The organism is Desulfovibrio sp. Huiquan2017 (assembly GCF_017351175.1).
GTDB lineage: Bacteria > Desulfobacterota > Desulfovibrionia > Desulfovibrionales > Desulfovibrionaceae > Pseudodesulfovibrio.
In genome coordinates this window covers 138,623-158,298 of the sequence record NZ_JAFMPN010000001.1, presented here as the reverse complement: position 1 = coordinate 158,298, position 19,676 = coordinate 138,623, and the positions used below count along the sequence as shown (strand labels likewise).

Below are 19,676 nucleotides of genomic sequence, written 5' to 3'. Positions count from 1 at the left end.
GGCGGATGCAATACGTAGCCCTGTTCGAAGAGGAGAAGCACGGCGTGTCCGTGACGTTCCCGGATTTCCCGGAATGCACCAGTTTCGGCGAGGACCTGGACGAAGCGGTGGATAATGCCCATGAAGCCCTGGCCATGTTCGTGGAGGATCGTCTGGAACAGGGTGAAGTCCTTCCGGCCCCCTCGAAAAAGAAGGTTTTGCTCGCGCAACCCGAAAATATGGACAAGAAAGCGATCAATATCTCGGTTCAAGGGGATGGGAGCGACTTCGAAGAGTTCGAAATGGTCATGCACGTTCATCTCCTGGCCAGAATTGAGAAGTATTGCCGTCAGTATGGAGTTTCTCCCGCCGATTTCCTGGCGGCCGCGTCGCGTCTGGCGATCAAAACCGATATATTCGCTGTCTGACCCCCCTGAATCCACCATTCCGTAATTTTTTTCAGACTCGTCTCGTACGCGGATGAGAATTTAATTCTCCTGTCATTCTTGGGGACTAGGGCGACGTTTTTTGCGTCGCCTTTTTGTTGTTAACAAAATTGACAAATGCCATGAATGCGTTACGGTTGCACGTTCTCCCGTTTTGATCTAGGTTCACCTTCCGGGGTTTGTATAAACTTATTATACAATGCAACGGTGAACAGCTCCTTGGAAGTTGCATTATTGTGAAACTCTTGAGCCGGAGAGCCTGCCGCGATCGTTTTCCCGGTCGCAGAGCAGGCTTTTTTGCCCCTTGCGGGATGCGCGTTTCCTCGGCTTTGGAATTTTGGGAATCATTGGATTTTTGTCCGGTGTCCGCCATGCGCGCCGCCGCTTTTTCGCGGCGGGGCGAAGGAACTTTAACTGCGGAGTGAATCGAGACTATGTGCCGTTTATTTGCGCTCACAAGTCGTGACCCGGTGTCACCCATGCGCGCCGTCGATGCCCTCAATGTCATGAAGGAAGGGCATGACGGCTCCGGCGTGGGGTTGTTCCTCAGCGGTCTGGGAGGACCGTGGGAGGAACTCAAGGAATATCCCATACTGTCCGGCATCTTTACCGACGCCGGGTTGGCGCGGATGTCGGAATACATGACGAGGAACGGATTCCAGTCCAAGTATTCCGCAACCTTCAAGCCGGACGTCGAACCGCCGGTCGGGACGCCGAAGCGGGGGACCTACGCCTCCATCGCCTTCAGGATTCCGGACGAGTGGAAGGGGATGACCCAGGCCCAGGTGGATTCCAATCTGGTTCAGATGCGCCTGGACCTTCGCGCCATGGGCGAGGAGAAGGGCGACATAATGGTCTTTTCCTTCTGGCCCGATACGATCATGATCAAGGAAGTGGGCGACCCCTTGACCATCGCCGGGTATCTCAGGCTCGACCGCGAGGAGCTCTACGCCCGCCATATCCTGGCTCAGGGACGGCAGAACACCAACTACGCCATCAATCTGTATGCCTGCCATCCCTTCTTCCTCGAAGGCATCTCCACCATGACCAACGGCGAGAACACGGCCTTCGTGCCCATCCGCGAATACCTCACATCGCGCGGGGTCACCGGCTACCGGGGCTACCAGTCCGATTCCGAGGTGTTCACGCACATCGCCCACTACACCACCAAGCGGCTGGGCCTGGATATCCGTGCCTACAAGCACATCATCACACCCATGAACGACGACGAGATGCGCGACCATCCCGACCGGGAATTCCTGGCCGACCTCAAACGCTCCTGTCGCAAGCTGATCATCGACGGACCCAATTGCGTCATCGGCTGTCTGCCCGACGGCTCCATGTTCATGGCGCAAGACCGCAAGAAGTTCCGTCCCGGCGTGGTCGGCGGCAATCCCGAACTCGGTATCTACGGATTTTCCTCCGAGATTTGCGGGCTCAACGCCGCCATCCCCGAACGTGACAAGACCAAGGATTTTCAACCTATGCATCTCGACACGGCGATCGTCGGACCCGATTGCCGGGAGGTTCAACAATGCTCGCAGAACGACCCGTTACGCCTTCAACTTTAAGCCGCAAGGACCTGCCCTGGCAGATCAAGTGGGATATCAACACCTGCACCAAGTGCGGCCGATGTACCTCGGTTTGTCCGGTCAACGCCATTGAACTGGGCGTGTTCCGCAAGCGGGACGTCAAGCCGCCCATGGGCCTCTCGGCCAAGCCGACCGCGGAGTTTTCCACTTTTTACGGCATCCGCCAGCGCACGGATCCGGCATATGCCTGCATCGGCTGCGCCATGTGCAACATGGTCTGCCCGAACAACGCCATCGAGCCCACCCGCCAGTATGACTCCACCACGCTCCAGTTCCAGAGCAACCGGGGCGGACAGCCCAGGACGCGCGGCGGTCGGCGGAACAATGCCGAGTCCCTGCTGGACCAGATCAAGTTCATCCGCATCTCCATGCTTACCGACCCGGCGCTTGACGCGGGCCGTCATGAATTCGATGTGCGCACGTTGCTTGGCCGGGTGCTCTCGCCCGAAGCCGAAATCACGTGTCATCGCGATCACGGCTGGAAGCCCCCGGTCCGGGAGATCTATCCCCTGGTCATCGGCGGCATGTCCTTCGGCGCGCTTTCCCCGAACATGTGGGAAGGATTGCAGATGGGCGTGGCCTACCTGAACGAGGAAATGAACATGCCGGTGCGCATCTGCACGGGGGAGGGCGGCTGCCCGCCGCGCCTGCTGCGCTCCCGCTTCCTCAAGTACGTCATTTTGCAGATCGCCTCGGGATATTTCGGTTGGGATGAGATCATTCACGCCATCCCCGAGATGAAGGAAGACCCCTGCGCCATCGAGATCAAGTACGGCCAGGGTGCCAAGCCGGGCGACGGCGGCCTGCTCATGTGGTACAAGGTCAACAAGCTCATCGCGGCCATCCGCGGCGTGCCCGCCGGTGTATCCCTGCCCAGCCCGCCCACGCATCAGACCAAGTATTCCATCGAGGAGGCCGTGGCCAAGATGATCCAGTCCATGTCCATGGCCTGGGGCTTCCGCGTGCCGGTCTATCCGAAGATTTCCGCTTCTTCGACCTCGCTGGCCGTACTCAACAACCTGGTCCGCAATCCCTATGCGGCGGGGTTGGCCCTTGACGGCGAGGACGGTGGCACGGGCGCGGCCTACAATGTGTCCATGAACCACATGGGCCATCCCATCGCCTCTAACCTGCGCGACTGTTACAAGGCGCTGTGCGTGGCCGGAGCCCAGAACGAGATTCCGCTCATCGCGGGCGGCGGCATCGGCAAGCATGGCAATCTGGCCGCCAACGCGGCGGCCCTGATTATGCTCGGCGCGAGCATGGTCCAGATCGGCAAGTACGTCATGCAGGCGGGCGCGGGTTGTCTCGGCAGCGAGAAAGATCGCTGCAACGTCTGCAATATCGGCGTCTGCCCCAAGGGCATCACTTCCCAGGATCCGCGCCTCTACCGCCGTCTCGACCCCGAAAAGGTCGCCGAGCGGGTGGTGGACTTCTACCTGAGCTTCGACACGGAACTGCGCAAGGTCATCGCGCCGCTGGGCCGGTCCACGTCCCTGCCCGTCGGCATGTCCGACGCGCTCGGCATCTCGGACAAGGACGCGGCGGAACGTCTGGACATCAAGTACGTCATCTAATCGCAGCCTCAGGATATATCGGAGTACGCAATGGCAAAGAAAACACAGCGCATAGACGGACACGAGAACGGTGTCCGCGTGGAATCCCGCATCCTGGAGGAGCGCATCCAGAACGCGGTCCGGCAGGGCGCGCGCCGGTTGGAGATCGACGCCTGGGGCCAGCACGGCATTGGCGGCAGGCTCTGGATTTCCAAGGAAGAGCCCATTTCCGTAACCCTCACCGGCTCGCCTGGCCAGCGCATTGGTTCCAAGGGGTTCCCGGGCACGACCATCCAGGTCATGGGCCCGGCCTCGGACGACGTGGGCTGGCTGAACGCGGGCGCGGAGATCATCGTCAACGGCAATGCATCCAACGGTGTGTGCAACGCCATGGCCCAGGGCAAGGTTTTCATCGCGGGCAACATCGGCTCGCGCGGCATGACCATGACCAAGACCAACCCCCGTTTCGACCCGCCCGAACTATGGGTCCTGGGGGCGGTGGGCGACTACTTCGCCGAGTTCATGGCCGGAGGCACGGCCGTGGTCTGCGGGCATGAGGCTCAGAATCCCGGGAACGTCCTCGGCTATCGTCCCTGCGTGGGCATGGTCGGCGGCCGCATCTTCGTGCGCGGCCCCATTGACGGGTTTTCCCAATCTGATTCGCTCATGGAGCCCATCGACGATGCGGCCTGGGGCTGGCTGGTCGAGAATCTCGAACAGTTCCTCAAGAAAATCAAACGGTCGCGGTTGCTGAAAAGATTGACCCGCCGCGAGGAGTGGCAGCTCATCCGGGCCAAGACTCCCTTCGAAAAGAAGGGCAGGGTACGCCGCGCCATGCATGATTTCCGGGCCGGAACCTGGGACGCGGAACTGGGCAGAGGAGGTATCTTCGGCGACCTGACCGACCTGGACCGCTCGCCCATTCCGCTCATCGTGCACGGCGACCTGCGCCGCAAGGTACCCGTGTGGGAAAACCGCAAGTACATGGCTCCGTGCCAGGCCAGTTGCCCCACGGGCATGCCTGTACAGAAACGCTGGCAGCTTGTCCGCGACGGACTGGTGGACGAGGCCGTGGACCTGGCCCTCGCCTATACGCCGTTCCCGGCCACGGTCTGCGGTTACCTCTGCCCGAACCTGTGCATGCAGGGCTGTACCCGCTCCACGCAGCAGAACATGGCCGCCGTGGACATCACCAAGCTCGGCCGCCAGGGCCACAAATCCAAGGCTCCCGAGCTGCCGCCCTTGTCCGGCAAGCGTGTGGCCGTCATCGGCGGCGGCCCGGCCGGCATCTCCGTGGCCTGGCAGATCCGCATGAAGGGGCATGAGGCCGTGGTCTACGATATGGCCAAGACCTTGGGCGGCAAGATCACCGCCGCCATTCCCTACAATCGCGTACCCAAGGAGATCGTCGAGGCCGAGGTCGAACGCGCCGCCAAGGTCATTCCGCACGTGCACCTGCAACAGCAACTGAAGACCAAGGAATTCGAGGAACTCAAGCAGGAGTACGACTTCGTCATTCTGGCCATCGGCGCCCAAAAGCCGCGCATTATCCCGGTGCCCGGCCACGAGCGTATCTATCCGGCTCTGACATTCCTCAAGGACGCTAAGGCGGGCACTGCCAAGATCGGCAAGCGGCTGGTCATCATCGGCGCGGGCAATGTGGGCTGCGACGTGGCTACCATGGCCGCCTCAGTGGGGGCCGAGGATATCACCCTCATCGACATCCAGGAACCGGCTTCCTTCGGCAAGGAACGCAAGGAGGCCGAGGCCGTGGGCGCTCGCTTCAAGTGGCCCTGCTTTACCAAGGAGATCACCGACGAGGGTGTCCTGCTGCAATCCGGGGAACTGCTTCCGGCGGACACGGTCATCATGTCCATCGGCGATCAGCCGGACGTGGACTTCCTGCCCGACAACATCGCTCTGGATCGCGGCCACGTGGTCGTCAACGACGACTACCAGACCACGGATTCGAGGGTCTTCGCCATCGGCGACGCCGTCCGGCCCGGTTTGCTGACCCACGCCATCGGCCACGGTCGCCGGGCTGCCGAAGTCATCGACGACATCTTCAACAACCGCCGTCCGCAAAGCGATACTCGCGAGATGATCGACTATACCCGCATGACGCTCGAATATTTCGATCCGCGTGTCATCGAGTTCAGCGACGCCAACCAGTGCGGCGCGGAATGTTCCAGTTGCGGTTCCTGCCGCGATTGCTACATCTGCGACACCCTCTGTCCGCAAAGCGCCATCAAGCGCGTGGAGCTGCCCGACGGCGGTTTCGAGCGCGTGGTCGATCCCGACAAGTGCATAGCCTGCGGCTTCTGCGCCGACGCTTGCCCTTGCGGTATCTGGGACATGAAAAATCCGGCCCCTATGGAATAGGGCGGGGTGGAATAAATACGAAAAGGGCGGCGAGATTCTCTCGCCGCCCTTTTTTGATATCCTCGTCACATGACCGGGGATGCGGTGGGATGTCCGGGACTAGGGGTAGCGGCCCATGTTTCGCTGTTGCTTGAGGCCGTGCTGGGTGAGTTTGTCGTAGGCCACCTGGTCTCTCTTCATTTCATCCATAATCCTGCGGAGTTGAGCCTTGATTCTGTTTTTGAATCCGGAGCAGTCGCCGGGCGGGGTCCGTTCCAGAGTGTCGCTGAGTTTGTAGGCCGCCTTGGTGGAAATATCGCCATGGATGCGTTCATGTTTTTCCAGTTCGCGGGAGAATTTCTTCCACCATTTGCGGGTTTCGAAATCCACGCTGTGCTTGAGCTTGGGATAGAGATAGATCAGCCGGAGATGGACGACCACGTTTTTGATCCGGCACCGGTCGCCCCGTTGCTCGATGTTATAGGTGGTCCGGATGTCCGTGCGTGTGTTGGCCTGGTAGGTCGTGGACCCTTCGTTTACGGGGGAGCTGTTTTTCAGGCTCGCAATGATGGCCGGGGGAGTGGTTCCGTCCACCTCGTAATATTCGGTGGAGACCGTGCGCACCACATCGGCCCAGGCCGGTGCGGCCATGAGCAGAAGGGCGGCGAGGACGATAAGCGGTCTGCGGATCATGGGGCTGTCGTTTTTGTGTCGGTTCCGTCGCGTTACGGGGCGGGATGCCGTGCCCCGTGTTGACGGGCGCGAGGATTGCTTCGCGATTGTCGTTCGTTCTGAGAGTAATCGTTATCATTTATTGTCAGATCGGTCGAGGATAAATCGGCACGGCCGGTGCGCTCCGGGGGGAATGCGGGTGGTTTGCGCGTGTACGGACGGGCTGCACGGGGGCGGCATGTTGCCGATGCGTCGCGAAGGACACAATGGAGGGAAAGGGTTGGGACGTGTTCCGGCTTTGTGGATTGCCGACATGAAAGGCGTTTTTTGCGGCCGCAAGTCTTTAGTTTGCCTTTGGCGGCCCGCCGCTTGGGAAAGGGTTTCCATGCGGCAAACGGAAACCCTTTCCCCGCAGCCGGGGAGGGGATGGAGGAGACTCCCTAACTGCTCTGCGGACAGTAGCGATTCCAACCCATGAGGCTGGCCGCTCCGGCAATGGTCGTGCCGTAGAATAGCACGGGTTTGCCGGTGAGAAAAAGGTCGATTGACGAGTTGGCCAGGGTGGTGCCGGTGACCAGAAGGAGGTCCGCCCAGTCGATGGCGTCGTTGGTCGCCTCGCCGCCTTCAATGAGCACGCCGCGCTTGGTCTGCCCGATGTTGTCCGGGTCCAGGTCCACCAGCCGGACCTCGGTCCCGCTGCTTACGGCCTGAGCCAGGGTGGGTTGGAAACCGATGATGGTTACGCGTCCCTTGCCGTAATAGTCGTCGATATATTGAAAGACGCCCCGGGCACATTCGGCCGGCCCCGTGTCGCGGCAATGAACCGTGTTCCGGGTCATCCCCAGGGAGCGGCACACCGCGTTCATGGTCGAAATGAACACGGCCCGATGATAGTTGTTTTCCAGAGGAAGTGCGGCGATCTCACGCAGTGTTCCGGCATAATTGCCATAATTGTCAGTGAATGCCTGGCCGCGCGCATCGCGGAAATTGGCCTCCATGAGTTTTTCCTTACCCTTCTGAATGGGAAAGTCAGTGCCTTCGGGCGTGCCGATGGCCTCTTTGACGCTCAGGGGCGCGGCGGTCACGGTAATGGTTTCGTCGAGAATACCTTCCTTGGTCCAGAGATCCAAGGCTTTTTGGTGCACGATTTCAAGGATGGAACGCATTTCGTCTCCTAAACGGCGGACAATTTTTTTAGAGCGGCGAAGATAGTCAGCGAGAAAAGACCGATGACCACCGCCAGGACCATGGCCCGATCGAATTCGCCGCTGAAGACCGCGTTATAAATTTCAAGCGACAGCGTGTTGGTCTTGCCGATGATGTTGCCGCCGAGCATGAGCGTCACTCCGACTTCGCCCAGGGAACGGCCCAGGGCCAGAAACCAGCCTGCGGTCACGTTGCGCCGGATGTTGGGCAGGAGCACCAGCCAGAAGGTCTGCCAGTCGCTTTTGCCCAGGACCTGGGCGATCTCGCCCAGCCGTCGCACATCGCCCTTGAGGGCCGCCTCCACCGGTTTGACCATGAGCGGCAGGCCGGACACGAATGAGGCCAGGACCACGCCGGGGAAGTTGAAGACAATGTCCACCGGCGAGAACCGTCCCAGCCACCCGGCCCGTCCCAGGAGCAAAAGCAGGATGAACCCGGTGGCTATGGGCGGAAAGACCAGGGGCAGGGTGACCAGAAAGTCCACGATCGAACGCAGTGGTCCCTTGCCCGAGGTCAGATAGTAGGCGATGAGTACGCCGACCACAAGGTGCAGCACGCCGGACACGGCCAGTGCCTTCAGGGTGAGCCGGAGAGGATTGATGGTTTCCGGCTGGGCCAGGATGCCGACGAAGTCCATATTCCTAGAGGCCGTTAGCCCTGACTATGGCCTGGGCCTCGTCCGTCTTGACGAAGTCGAGGAACGCCTGCGCCTTGTCCTTGTTCGGGGCGGAGGTCAGGATGGCCGCGATGATGCTGATGGGGGAGTAGTCCTTCTCGTCCAGAACCTTGTAGCCGCCCAGCTTGTCCTTGACGTTCAAGGCATGGGTCAGATTGATGAAGCCCATGTCCACCTCGTTGGTGGCCAGATAGGAGAAGACCTGGGGCACGGTGGCCACTTCCACCAGGCGGGGCTTGATGCCGGGCAGTCTGCCGGTGTTGGTCAGGTATTCCCGGGCGGCCTTGCCGTAGATGGCCTTGCTTGTGTCGGGCATGGCGATGCGCCCGGCTGCGGGATCGTCCAGGTCGGCGATTTTGGAGAATTTGGATCCTTTGGCGAAGGCCAGGACCAGCTTGCCTCGGCCCAACTCGGTCTTTTCGGTCACGGGCAGGGCCGCGCGTACCAGAAGAAACTGCTGGTCGCCCAGAACGATGTCCACCTTGCCGCTTTCCTTGGCCAGGGTCGTCACCCGGCCCATGTTGCCATAGATGAGGTCCATGGTCTGCCCGGTCTTTTTCTCATAGGCGGTGTTCAGGGCGTTGACCATTTTTTTATAGCCCGCTCCGGCGGCCAGAACCACATTGCCGTCGGCCCAGGCGCTTGCCGGAAGGGAGAGAAGCAGGGTGAGCATCAAAGTGCAGATTCGGATGAAATGCATGGGGGCGTCTCCTTGGTTTCTCCGCGCGGGGCGCGGTGGGATGTGCGATTGTCGAACAGGTTGTGTCCCGTCCCTAAATTCCCTATGTTCTGTGCTGTTATATCGCAACCAAGTCACGCGAATAGATAAAAGCGTGATAACCCGGCAGGTGGGTCATTAATGCAGGAAATCAAGCCTTCGGGCCGGATGTGTCCACGCGAGTTTTTCAGCGTTTCGGATCAGGTCAGCTACCTGGAGCCGTCGCAGATGCGCGCATTGGAAGAATCTTTCAAGGGATGGAGGGATGCGGCTCGGCGCATGGACAGTGTCCGGGCCCGGACCCGGCTCTGGCTGCTTTTTCAACTCGTCCGGCATACAGGCGCGCGCCTGGGCGAGATCCTCTCCCTGGATGACGCCGAGGCCTTCAACGCCGCCGGTCCGTCCGTGCGGCTGGGCAGGGAGGACCGCATCCGTGATGTCCCGTTGCCCGAGGATTTCTACGTCGAGCTGGCCGATTTTCTGGAGAGCCCCATGGGATACGGTCTGCGCGGGGAGGTCTTCCGGGTGGACCCCGGTTATTTCCGGCGCGTCTGCTACGAGCGCGGCAAGGACTGCGGCCTGGCCAAGGATCTGGTCTGTCCCAAGTCCCTGCGCAATACCCGGGCCGTGGAGATGTTGCGCAGCGGCGTGCCCATTACCATCGTCAAAGAAATTCTTGGCCAGTCCTCCCTGGACCTGACCGCCAACTTCCAGCAATTTTCGCCGGGTGACGTGGAATCCATCGTGCGCACCGCCCATGAGGCCATGCGCAAGCGTACCTCGGCGCGCAACTCCTTTCTGGGTCACGTCGTCGAGGTGATCACGGATCCGGTCATGGCCCAGGTCGTCCTTGAGACCCGTTCCGGCATCAAAATCAGCGCGGTCATCACCATGGACTCCCTGCGCAACCTTAGGCTTCGCGAGGGCAGCCCGGTCGTGGCTACGGTCAAGGCCCCGCTGGTCAACGTCCTGCGCCGTGCGGGACGTCCCATGGGCAGCGCGCGCAATCGCCTGGAGGCGGAAATCATCCGGATCACCGACACGCCGGTCCTGGCCGAGGTTTTGGGCCGGTTGCCGGACGGCTCCGACGTCTGCGCCCTCATCTCCGCCCTGAGCGCCCGCGACCTGGCTCTCGAACCCGGCGACGGGGTCGAGTTCTGGTTCAAGGCCATGTCCGTGGTCCTGAACACGGTGCAGTTGTAGGGACACGTCCCGGACAAGAAAAGGAAAAACGGCCCGCAACGCATGCGTTGCGGGCCGTTGCTTATCTGGTACCCGGGGCGGGATTTGAACCCGCACGGAGCAAGCTCCAAGGGATTTTAAGTCGCAATCTAGTAAGCTGGTATTGTTGAATTTTTTATACAACTATTTGAATTCATTTAATATGGATTTGGATAGATGCATATCGTTTTGTTCCAATCTATACGCTGAGTGGAACAAAAATGGAACAAATGGAGCAACAAGGGTAATATGCGCCAGTTGCACAAATCCTTTGATTAGAGGCTGTTAACAATAGCCCCTCTGTAATTGCTCGGTTTAAGTCCCCGCCTCCCTTTCGCTTTATTCTCGACTTCAGATTGACTTGTTACCAAATGCACAATATCGAGAGTGTGTCTTGCAAGGACTGTCTTGAACGGAAACGGGAGAAGGAGATGATAGATTACTCGAATTGGGAATTGAGAAAGTTGTCAGTAGATGCTCTGCAATTGGACCGAGAAAACCCGCGCCTGCCCGAGGAAATGCTTCAGCAAAGTCAGTCAGCAATAATTCATTTCCTAGTTGACGAGTTTAAGGTGCTTGAAATCGCAAAAAGCATCGCCCAAAACGGCTTCTTCATCAATGAAACACCAATTGTGGCAAAAGTTGGCAAGAAGTTTGTTGTTGTGGAGGGCAATCGGCGTATCACAGCCCTAAAACTTCTCAGGAATCCTGCCCTCGCTCCTCCGCGCAAGAAGTATTCATATATCCGCCTTGCAGAAGATATTGATGTCTCTCAATGGGAAAAGCTGAGTGTCTACATTGCGCCAAGCAAGGATGAAGTCGCACCTATTCTTATTGCAAGACACGGATCAGAGATGACCTCGCCGTGGCAACGCATTATGAAAATGCGTTTCTTGGCAGGTGAAGTCCTTCGAGGGGTCAATCATGAAGAGATCGCTGACCGGTATTCGGTAAAAATCGCTGAAGTCCGCACAGCGGCTATTACAATCCTTTTGAGGGAGATGATCCGAGGAGCTGACATCCCTGATACTGTGAAGGACGCTTATCTTCACGAAAAATTCCAAACATCTACCCTCTCCAGAATTTTTGAAGCTAAGCGTTTCCAAGAGCTCGCTGGATTGCAGCTTGTTGGTTCAAAGCTTACGTACACAATTCCTCAAGATGAATTTTTGAAGGTCATTCTGCATTTATGCAAGCTAATCGTGGACGGTAAGCTTACAGCTAGGACGCATAAAGATGTGGATCAACGTGCCAAATTCATTGAAGATGTTTTCATCAAGTTTTCAAGTGGCAAATCAGGAGAGTACGAGTTTGAAGCACCGCCAACTGAAGATGGGGGCGAGAAAAAGGAAACGCGAAAACCAAGACCTCGTCGGAAGAAGGAGCGCCTTGTCCCTGACACTATGTCTTTCAACACTGGGATGGGGAAGCTGAACGAGTTGCTTTCGGAAGGCCATAAAATGTCTGTCGGGTCCTATCCGCACGCAAGCGGGATGTTGTTGAGGTCGATCCTCGACCTTTCCGTCCAGCGTCTTTACGAGATCAATGGGAAGCTTGACGAAACCAAGAATGAAGATGGCAGGACCAAAGGTCTATCTAAGCGGATTAACTTCTTAGTCTCGAATCATGCAGATTGGTTCCCTGATCGTTCTACCTGCGTTAAGTTCAAACGATTTACAGCGAAAGACAGTGAGTCGTTTGTGCATATTGAAACCTTAAACGATTACGTCCATGGCGACTATGGAAAGCCCACAAAGGACGACCTCCGAAACTTCTGGGGGCACGTCGAACAGATCATTGATCTACTTCTACAAGATTAAGCCAAGCCATAGCTAACCGCTACTTCATTCGGAAGCTTGAGACTAGGGGGAGTGATGAGCAACTCACTCCCCTTTTTTGCATGGTGGGCAAAGTAGTTGAGCGAGTATGTTAAAACCGTTCCGGCATCATACATACCACGTATCTCGGGTGCATCATCATAGGTCAATACCCAGAGTTCATCTTTGCATGTAGAGGAAAGGAGCCATGCTAAGTTTTCATGGTCTTCATGATTATAGGCGTTCATGTATAACTGCTGACCCTTCATATAATATGGGGGGTCGAGGTAAATAATCTTTGGCCCAGATATCGAAGGCACAACGGACTCAAGCAGTTCAATTGCGTCCTTTTCATGCACAATAATATGGTCCTTATACCTTTCAATGTGCTGAATTTTTTCTATCAAACCTTCACGGTTGAACCGAGCATCCAAGGTATACGAGCCATTTTGCAGCTTCCCTCCTATCGGGCCTGCCTTAAGAATTCCAGACCGGTTGCATCGATTGAGATAAAAGGCCGCAAAGCCTAGATCAAACCGAGATGCTGTTTTCTGATTTGCGAGAACTGCTTTTTGTCGATGCCATTCTTCAATATCCAACGGCACATTGGCGACCATTTCGAGGAATCTTTGCGTCTCACTCAGTAGTGACTTCCAAAAGGACGCCAAGAGGGGATCATAATCGTTAATTACGATCTGTTGAACAACGCCTTTCAAGAGTAACGCCAGAGCTGCCCCTGCCCCCCCTCCGAATGGTTCAATATAGGTTCCGCCCTCGACTCCGTTCAGCTTGACAACCTCTGTCAGGAATGGGGCAAGGGATGATTTCCCACCAGGATATCTCAGAGGGCTGTAAGTGAAACCCATGTTCGCGCTCCCTTGAACGGTGTCCTCCCCAAAGGGATGCCGCCGTCTAGTTCTATGATATGTTCAGCCTGTCTCTGTCCAGTGTCTTTAGGACCTGAACTATAAAAAACGAAGCAGAATGACCTTTACGCTAGCAAGTCGCTTTTTATCGTTAGCCCCTAAAACCGACAAACCGAACCGTCAAGTCAATATGATCTAGCCAAGTGGCATGTCGGACGAAAAAATGATGCAACCTCTATAACAATATTAAAAAAGTTCAATATATACTTATATTACACTGTAATAGTTTGCAAAGTTTTTTTCAGTGGTGGCTCTGATTATAAAATTCCAATTTTATACATATAACGTTTGAATTTAGATTAAATCTAGAGATTTGTTCTGCAAATTATTGCACAATTTTCTGCAGATTTTTTCACATTTTCAAAATTTACCTGTATAACGTTTGAATGGGATAACTGGCTGACTTGATTTGATAAAAAATAAAAATAGCGTATGATTTGTCTCAACTTGTACTCGTAAACACAAGGCTGTTTTATGAAAGTTGAAGACAAATTAATTGGCGTAATCGAGCTGGCCAATATCCTTGATCTGTCAGTCCATACCGTAAGGACTTATTGTTCAAAATCTCCCCAGCTTTTGCCCCCTTCGGTGAAGATAGGTCGTTCTGTCCGCTTCAGGCTTTCTGATGTGAACGGATTTCTGGCCTCTCTTGATGCCGGCCAAATGCCAGTCAGGCGCGGTCCAGGTCGGCCAAGGAAGCGGTAACGATGAATCAACGTCCTGCTTTCCAGTTCTACCCCCGCGATTGGCTAAATGACCTCGATCTGCAGGGCTGCTCTCTTCAAGCTCAGGCCATCATGATAGCGTTCATATGTGTGACTCACGATTCGCCTGAGTATGGCGTTTTGTGGGTGGCAGGAGAAAAACGAGATCCATTTTCTGATCAAAATTTCGCAAAAAAATGTTCTAAAATATTTAGGATTACGCCGAAAAAATTTCAAAAAATACTTCGCGAATTAGTCGATTCAAATGTTTTAAAACAGGATGATGAAGGTTGCATATATTGTGCGAGAATGTTGAGAAATCAGGCTCTTAGTGAGGTGAGGAGTGCCGCTGGGAAGTGTGGTGGCAATCCATATTTGATTAAGCAAAGCACCAAGCAAAATCCACCCCCTTTAACTACAACTACTTTTTCTCCTTCTTCTTCCCTTTCATCCAAAACACCACCCACAACATCTCCCTCTGTGCAAGAACAAGGTGGTTGTGGTCGTGTACTCTCTGCGGATGAAGAAGACTTCATCCGGCTCTATGCCAAGTACAACACCAAAACGAACAAGGCTGGTTTAGTCGAAACGTTAAAAAAACGAGCCCTGCTGGGAACGCTTGATCTATCGTGTCTGGATGCTCTCCGTTCCAAAGAACGGGAAGATCTCCGCATAGAGCGAGCGAGAGAAGCGTCAATTCAGCGAGTTAAGCAGGCTGAGGCAAACCAAAAGCGAAGAGAAGTAGAGCAACAAGCCGCTGAGGCTGAGCGTCAAAAAGAGGGGCGCCGAGTAGCGGAGAAGTTCCGTGCTCAGCGACTTGCCGCTCTCGCTCAAAATGGTGAGGAGGAACCTATGATTTCGCTATCACAATCTGCCGATTGTGATGCTCATCCGGTTCCTCCTACGCGGAGGGCGGAATGAGAAAACCAGGACCAAAAACTAAGTCGGAAATTGAGCTGCGGCGGCACCAAGTTAATTGCCGTTTGACTTCAGCGGAGCTTGCTGTGGTCGATTCCCGGCGAGGAGCCATTTCTCGCGCGGCCTGGTTGAGAACTGCGGCACTGCAACGACCACCGAGAATAATACCAAAAATTAACCGTGAAGCCTGGGCTTATCTTGCGCAGGTGGCTGGCGGGCTAACTTATTTGGTCGAGGTGGCCAAAGTGGGAGGTCGTCCCTCTTTTGATCCGGCCATGCTGACAGAGTTACGCAAAGCAATAGCAGAATTGCGGCGTCAGCTTATCGGAGTGTCTGATGAGACCTAACGTTGTGCGTGGATCTGGATTTCGTGGCGTACTCAATTATGCCCTTTCTGCCAAAAAAGGAGCGGTGATCGTCGGAGGCAATTTAGATGGGGTAAATCCTCGGGAATTGGCTTCTGAATTTTCAATATCGCGGCAACTTCGACCTGAATGTGGCCGTCCTGTGTGGCATGTCAGCTTAAGTGCTGCCCCGGGGGAACATCTCACAGACCAACAGTGGAACAAGGCTGCTGAGATATTGGTGGAGTCAGTAGGGCTGTCGTCTGCTAGCCACCAATTCGTCGCGATACGCCATCAGGACACAGAGCATGACCATATCCATGTAATCGCTTCCCGCATTGGGCTTGGTGGGGAGCTTTGGCACGGCCAGCATGATGCTGATGCAGCGCAAAAAGCATCAGACCTCATCGAACGTCAGCTTGGCCTGGTTGTCACCAGAAATCGCGACTCATCAAAATATCGACCACAAAAGACCATCAAATGCTCGAAACGAGAAGCTGAAATGTGGTTGCGCAAAGGGGTTGAAATTCCGCCCAAATTTGTCATTGCCGCAGCTATCGACGAGGCTTTGCTGAAATCGAAATCTTGGGAGGATTTGACCGCAGGTCTGTCTTTGAGCGGGATCGAGTTGAAGAGGAATGCCAGAGGAGCAGGCTACAGGCTCAACTATGTCGAGCCTACGACAGGCGAAGAGTGCTCTTACAAGGCCTCCGACATTGGTAAATCATATTCTTATAAGCAGGTTGCGCGGGTGCTTGAGGAGAACGTGAATGGGCAAAATAGACCAAATGAAGGAGAAAGCTCGGGCGCAGGCCGGGAAAGATCGGCTCAGCGAGATACTGGAAGGCCTCGCCCGAACGAATCGACGACAGGGAGAAACTTTATCAATCCTCAGGACGTTTTCCAGTCCGCCGGCTCAGGCTCAAAGCCCAAAACTGAAACAGATCCTACTGTGCAGTCTCTTGATGGGCATGATCTTGGCGCTGGGCACCATTGGGTGGATAGAGGTCCGGTTCAACAACCTCGCAATGAAAGCGTCCAATTGGGACAGGGTAGTGCAAAAATACCAAACGATGCCCCCGGAATCTCAGCAATGGGTGCGTCAAAATCTCTTACAATAGAGGAGGATACAAAAATGGATAGAGAGAGCTTACAAAATCAGGTTCGGGCAACAATCAGCGAAATTATGGACCAAGAAGAAGAGCGGATTGAATTGATGGATTTCGCCGCCGCTTTGAGAGAAAAGGGTATTGAAGCAAAGCTTCACTACAATGAAAAGATTAAAAAAATTATGGGTTTCGGTCTTGATTGTGAAGGTGAACACTTTCAAGGCCATGAGGTCGGTATCCCCTGGCAGTCGATTCGACAAAGGATCATTTTGCCCGAGCCCATGAAGAAGCTGGATAAACCCATATTCATTATCTCCTCCGCAGAAGACGATGAGGGAGGCCTTCCAACCCCCACATGCTCCCGTCAAGAAGCCCTTGAAGCTGCGCGGAATCGTGCCGCTGAGCTGTTTGAAGGCATTCAGATGGAAGAGGAGGAAGACGGCTGGGCCTTGTTCTCTAATGAGCAGGGAGAAGTCCAGTTCTATGAGCAGCCGGACGGAAGAAAATTATACGTAAATCAAGACAGTTATGAGGCGGTTGCGGCATCCCTCATCTATGGAAATGCTAGATGGGGTGAAGGCAATGTTATGGTGACGAGTAAGAGTCCGAGATTCATTGAGAAATGTCTTCGAGCAGCCGATGAGTATGGCATCCAAATTGCCAATAGAGAGGAGTTGGAACGGATTATCAATGGAGATATTCAATCCAAACCGTCTCCCAATCCCAAAGATGCCCCCAAGGTTCCATTTGCTGCATATGCAGAAACCTTGGAGAAGTTAGTTGAATTTGAGGGGTATGCGTCCCTCGGAGACAACGAGAAAATCAAGGCAGATCTTCGGGGGAAGCTTGAAGATATGTCCAGAAAGGGAGTCCTGGTGGAACCCGGAGAGTTGAAAAAACTGGCTGAAAAACTGGCTGATCAGATTGATCAGATTGGATATCCCGAGCAAGCTGAGGCGGCTGAAAAGTATCTTCATGGAATTGGTTATGAACCAAAATTTGAAGATCAGGATAGGCATCGTCCTGGAATGGACTGGTGACGGCATGCAGGATCAGGAACAGCAACTTTGGGAATTCGTATCAAAGGCTGATGATATGGGGCCTTTCTGCAAGCTTACTGAATTGAAGAATTTGCTTGAAACGGCCCATGATGAAATAAGAGAAACTCCGCTGTATCACTATTTACATGGTGTACTTGACGCGAGATGTTTTTGGGACAAATCATTCCTGAATGATCTTGAAGAAGGATAATGATATGAGGCAGTTTAATAATAAAGAAAGGAAAGCGCTGAAACAACAGCAGCGACAGATGGAAGAGCAATGGAGTTATTTATCCTCTCCAAGTTATGTGGAATCAGGAGGAGGTTTCTTTTCATTTTTTTTTAAAGTCGTGGCGTTTCTGCTCGGAGCGATGTTGTTTGCGGTCCTTTTTATGTTTGGATTTATTGCTTCAGTTCCATAGATAAATTCAAAAGATAAGAAATAAGAAAGCCCCCATGTGGGGGCTTTCTTATTGGCCAATGAGAGCGTCGTGATGATGCCGTGTGTAGTACAATATGTGGAACGAATCGTTGCTGAATTCGTGCGCGGCAATATGGCTCAACTCAAGCCCTCCTTCGTCGGGAACGTCGAAAGAGCAATCCTGGGGCTGCCGCCCCCTGGTCCCCCGCTTTCTAGCTTCACAAGGTCAAGCGTATTTTTGTCTCGCTAGAAAAGAATCCTAAATCCGGATGAATCATCAAATTGATAAGCCTTCCTTGTCTCCTTCCCTAACGGCCACAGAGTGCATGAACGTTTTTGGGGATATTGCATGAATGCTATTCAGGAAAAATTGAAACTGTATTATAGCGAAAGAAAAGGGAGGTAGCTATGGCTCTTTATCTAGTCACTGTCGTGATAGCTTGGTTAGTGATTTTCTTTTGGTATAAGAGCATAGGCGGTGAAGTGGATGGAATGGTTATATGGTTCATAACCTTATTCGCTTGGGTATGGCCCGGTACTTTGCTTTATTGCTTATGGGGTAAAGGGCTTGACGCTGCTCTAAGGAATAAAGATTGATCAAGAATTATTGGTGGTTGTATTCATTAGGTGTTGCTCGCTAGGCTTTTAACCAAGTCAACAGCCCTCAAATGGGTATACCTCGCCAGCATCTGCAATGTTTTGTGGCCAGTAATCATCTGGATCTGCATGATGTCCAGGTTGGTTTTTTCAAATAGTCTGGATACGGCTTCATGTCTGAGGTCGTGAAACCTCAAGTTCTTGAGTTTTGCGCCAGCTCGGGCCTTCTTCATAGCCTGAGTGATTTCATCAGGCGTCAACCTGAACACCGATCCTTTTATGTCTCTTGGGAGCTCCTTCAGCACATTTAACGCGGCCGGAGAGAGTGGCACTGTGCGTGCCGCTCCATTCTTCGTCTTGGGCAAAAATAAGGTGCTTTCCTTGAGCTTGACGTTTTCCCAGCGTAGGCTGGCGATCTCGCCGCGCCTCATGGCCGTCTCAAGGGCAAACTGGATGATAGGCCTGAAGCCCTCCGGCGCATGCTTGAGAAGCTTCTCTTCCTCACCGTCCTGGAGCCGACGTTCTCGTCCCCTCGATATTTTAGGCTTTCTGGCCTTCTTGACGGGGTTGTCTAGGTATTCCATGCCCCAGTCTTTGCGGGCTGTCTCAAAGAGGCGAGAGAAGGTAGCTAGGTCGAGTCTGATCGTGTTGCCGGCGACTCCTTCGGCTTCGCGCTCCTTGATAAAGGCTGCAATGTCCATCCCTCGAACTTTGGCCAATGACATTTGGGCGATTTTTCGCTTTTGAAGGAACTTGGCCCGGTTGACCTCGCGCTGATGGTCAGCAAGGGAAGGGGCATATTCCTTGATGTAGCGATCAAGGGCCTCGTGGAGGCTCGTCCGTTCGGCTTCCTTTGTACAGAGGAAAGCTCCCTTGTCCATTTTGCTTTCGACATCACGAGCCCAGGTCTCGGCGTCTTCGCGTTTTTCAAAGGTGGCTGTTTGGAGGGGGTAGCCCTTACGCCTGATCCGGACATTCCACTGCTTGGTGCCGCGTTTGTTTATGCTCGCCATTTTGATGCTCCTCTGACTCTTAGTGGAACAAAAATGGAACAATAATTCAAGTGGAACAAAAGAAAAGGAGCCATGTTTACACATAACTCCTTGTGATTATTGGTACCCGGGGCGGGATTTGAACCCGCACGGAGCAAGCTCCAAGGGATTTTAAGTCCCTGGTGTCTACCAATTCCACCACCCGGGCTTGAGGGTTGTTTCACTATCGTGCAATCCGGTAGTGAGTCAATGGTTTTGGCCGGTTGTCGGTGGGCGCGGGAGGGCCGGGGGGCGGTTCGCTTTATTCTTCCGGGGGATTAGGCTATCCTGGCCGAGTCCGCCGGATTCCGGCGGACGGGATGTCCGCATACAAGGCCCGAG

General features: G+C 54.5%; 18 protein-coding genes and 1 tRNA gene. 12 read left to right on the top strand and 7 right to left on the bottom strand.

The window, feature by feature from the left end:
- Positions 1-5 precede the first annotated feature (5 nt).
- The 4 genes from J0909_RS00825 (at position 6) to J0909_RS00810 (ending at position 5,955) form a co-directional block, all read left to right on the top strand.
- The gene (locus J0909_RS00825; protein WP_207259702.1) at positions 6-407 is read left to right on the top strand and encodes a type II toxin-antitoxin system HicB family antitoxin; all 402 of its coding nucleotides are present in this window, start codon (positions 6-8) and stop codon (positions 405-407) included.
- Positions 408-859: 452 nt separating this feature from the next.
- Positions 860-1,996: a class II glutamine amidotransferase domain-containing protein gene (locus J0909_RS00820; RefSeq protein WP_207259701.1), complete on the top strand. Its 1,137-nt coding sequence runs from the start codon at positions 860-862 to the stop codon at positions 1,994-1,996.
- Positions 1,960-3,594 (top strand): glutamate synthase-related protein, encoded by a 1,635-nt coding sequence (locus J0909_RS00815; RefSeq protein ID WP_207259700.1) that lies wholly within the window; start codon positions 1,960-1,962, stop codon positions 3,592-3,594. The genes J0909_RS00820 and J0909_RS00815 overlap by 37 nt, the downstream gene beginning before the upstream one ends.
- A gap of 30 nt (positions 3,595-3,624) precedes the next feature.
- A complete protein-coding gene (locus tag J0909_RS00810) occupies positions 3,625-5,955 on the top strand; it encodes an FAD-dependent oxidoreductase (protein WP_207259699.1) in 2,331 nt (776 codons plus the stop codon).
- A 99-nt stretch (positions 5,956-6,054) separates the two neighbouring features.
- Here J0909_RS00810 and J0909_RS00805 read toward each other — a convergent pair whose 3' ends face one another.
- The 4 genes from J0909_RS00805 to modA form a co-directional block, all read right to left on the bottom strand.
- Positions 6,055-6,627, bottom strand: a complete 573-nt coding sequence (locus tag J0909_RS00805; RefSeq protein ID WP_207259698.1) for a DUF922 domain-containing Zn-dependent protease — start codon at positions 6,625-6,627, stop codon at positions 6,055-6,057.
- A gap of 419 nt (positions 6,628-7,046) precedes the next feature.
- On the bottom strand, positions 7,047-7,772 hold the full coding sequence (locus J0909_RS00800; protein ID WP_207259697.1) for a Rossmann-like domain-containing protein: 726 nt from the start codon (positions 7,770-7,772) through the stop codon (positions 7,047-7,049).
- 8 nt (positions 7,773-7,780) lie between these two features.
- Positions 7,781-8,449 (bottom strand): molybdate ABC transporter permease subunit, encoded by a 669-nt coding sequence (locus J0909_RS00795; protein ID WP_207259696.1) that lies wholly within the window; start codon positions 8,447-8,449, stop codon positions 7,781-7,783.
- A gap of 4 nt (positions 8,450-8,453) precedes the next feature.
- Positions 8,454-9,188, bottom strand: a complete 735-nt coding sequence (gene modA / locus J0909_RS00790) for a molybdate ABC transporter substrate-binding protein (protein ID WP_207259695.1) — start codon at positions 9,186-9,188, stop codon at positions 8,454-8,456.
- 159 nt (positions 9,189-9,347) lie between these two features.
- Here modA and J0909_RS00785 point away from each other — a divergent pair, with 159 nt between their 5' ends.
- Positions 9,348-10,409 (top strand): TOBE domain-containing protein, encoded by a 1,062-nt coding sequence (locus tag J0909_RS00785; RefSeq protein WP_207259694.1) that lies wholly within the window; start codon positions 9,348-9,350, stop codon positions 10,407-10,409.
- 449 nt (positions 10,410-10,858) lie between these two features.
- Positions 10,859-12,247 carry a ParB/RepB/Spo0J family partition protein gene (locus J0909_RS00780; RefSeq protein WP_207259693.1) on the top strand — a complete coding sequence of 463 codons (1,389 nt, stop codon included), beginning with the start codon at positions 10,859-10,861 and terminating at the stop codon, positions 12,245-12,247.
- Here the strand turns inward: J0909_RS00780 and J0909_RS00775 are convergent.
- A complete protein-coding gene (locus tag J0909_RS00775; RefSeq protein WP_207259692.1) occupies positions 12,244-13,110 on the bottom strand; it encodes a DNA adenine methylase in 867 nt (288 codons plus the stop codon). The two genes, J0909_RS00780 and J0909_RS00775, sit on opposite strands and share 4 nt — an antisense overlap.
- A gap of 534 nt (positions 13,111-13,644) precedes the next feature.
- On the opposite strand from J0909_RS00775, the gene J0909_RS18510 reads away from it, so the two are divergent.
- Genes J0909_RS18510 through J0909_RS00745 form a run of 6 tightly spaced genes read left to right on the top strand, consistent with a single transcriptional unit; the run spans position 13,645 to position 17,707 of the window.
- On the top strand, positions 13,645-13,875 hold the full coding sequence (locus J0909_RS18510) for a helix-turn-helix transcriptional regulator (protein WP_207259691.1): 231 nt from the start codon (positions 13,645-13,647) through the stop codon (positions 13,873-13,875).
- Positions 13,876-13,877: 2 nt separating this feature from the next.
- Positions 13,878-14,795 carry a hypothetical protein gene (locus tag J0909_RS00765; RefSeq protein ID WP_207259690.1) on the top strand — a complete coding sequence of 306 codons (918 nt, stop codon included), beginning with the start codon at positions 13,878-13,880 and terminating at the stop codon, positions 14,793-14,795.
- A complete protein-coding gene (locus tag J0909_RS00760) occupies positions 14,792-15,139 on the top strand; it encodes a hypothetical protein (RefSeq protein ID WP_207259689.1) in 348 nt (115 codons plus the stop codon). Before J0909_RS00765 ends, J0909_RS00760 begins: the two co-directional genes overlap by 4 nt.
- Positions 15,129-17,285, top strand: a complete 2,157-nt coding sequence (locus tag J0909_RS00755) for a relaxase/mobilization nuclease domain-containing protein (RefSeq protein ID WP_207259688.1) — start codon at positions 15,129-15,131, stop codon at positions 17,283-17,285. Before J0909_RS00760 ends, J0909_RS00755 begins: the two co-directional genes overlap by 11 nt.
- A 4-nt stretch (positions 17,286-17,289) precedes the next feature.
- Complete coding sequence (locus tag J0909_RS00750; protein ID WP_207259687.1) at positions 17,290-17,496, top strand: hypothetical protein; 207 nt, start codon at positions 17,290-17,292, stop codon at positions 17,494-17,496.
- Entirely contained in the window at positions 17,477-17,707 is a 231-nt protein-coding gene (locus J0909_RS00745; protein WP_207259686.1) for a hypothetical protein, read from the top strand. Before J0909_RS00750 ends, J0909_RS00745 begins: the two co-directional genes overlap by 20 nt.
- Before the next feature lie 622 nt (positions 17,708-18,329).
- On the opposite strand, the gene J0909_RS00740 is transcribed toward J0909_RS00745, so the two are convergent.
- Positions 18,330-19,316, bottom strand: coding sequence for a tyrosine-type recombinase/integrase (locus tag J0909_RS00740; protein ID WP_207259685.1), 987 nt, complete (start codon positions 19,314-19,316; stop codon positions 18,330-18,332).
- Positions 19,317-19,416: 100 nt separating this feature from the next.
- Positions 19,417-19,503: transfer RNA gene (locus J0909_RS00735), tRNA-Leu, on the bottom strand.
- Positions 19,504-19,676: the final 173 nt, after the last annotated feature.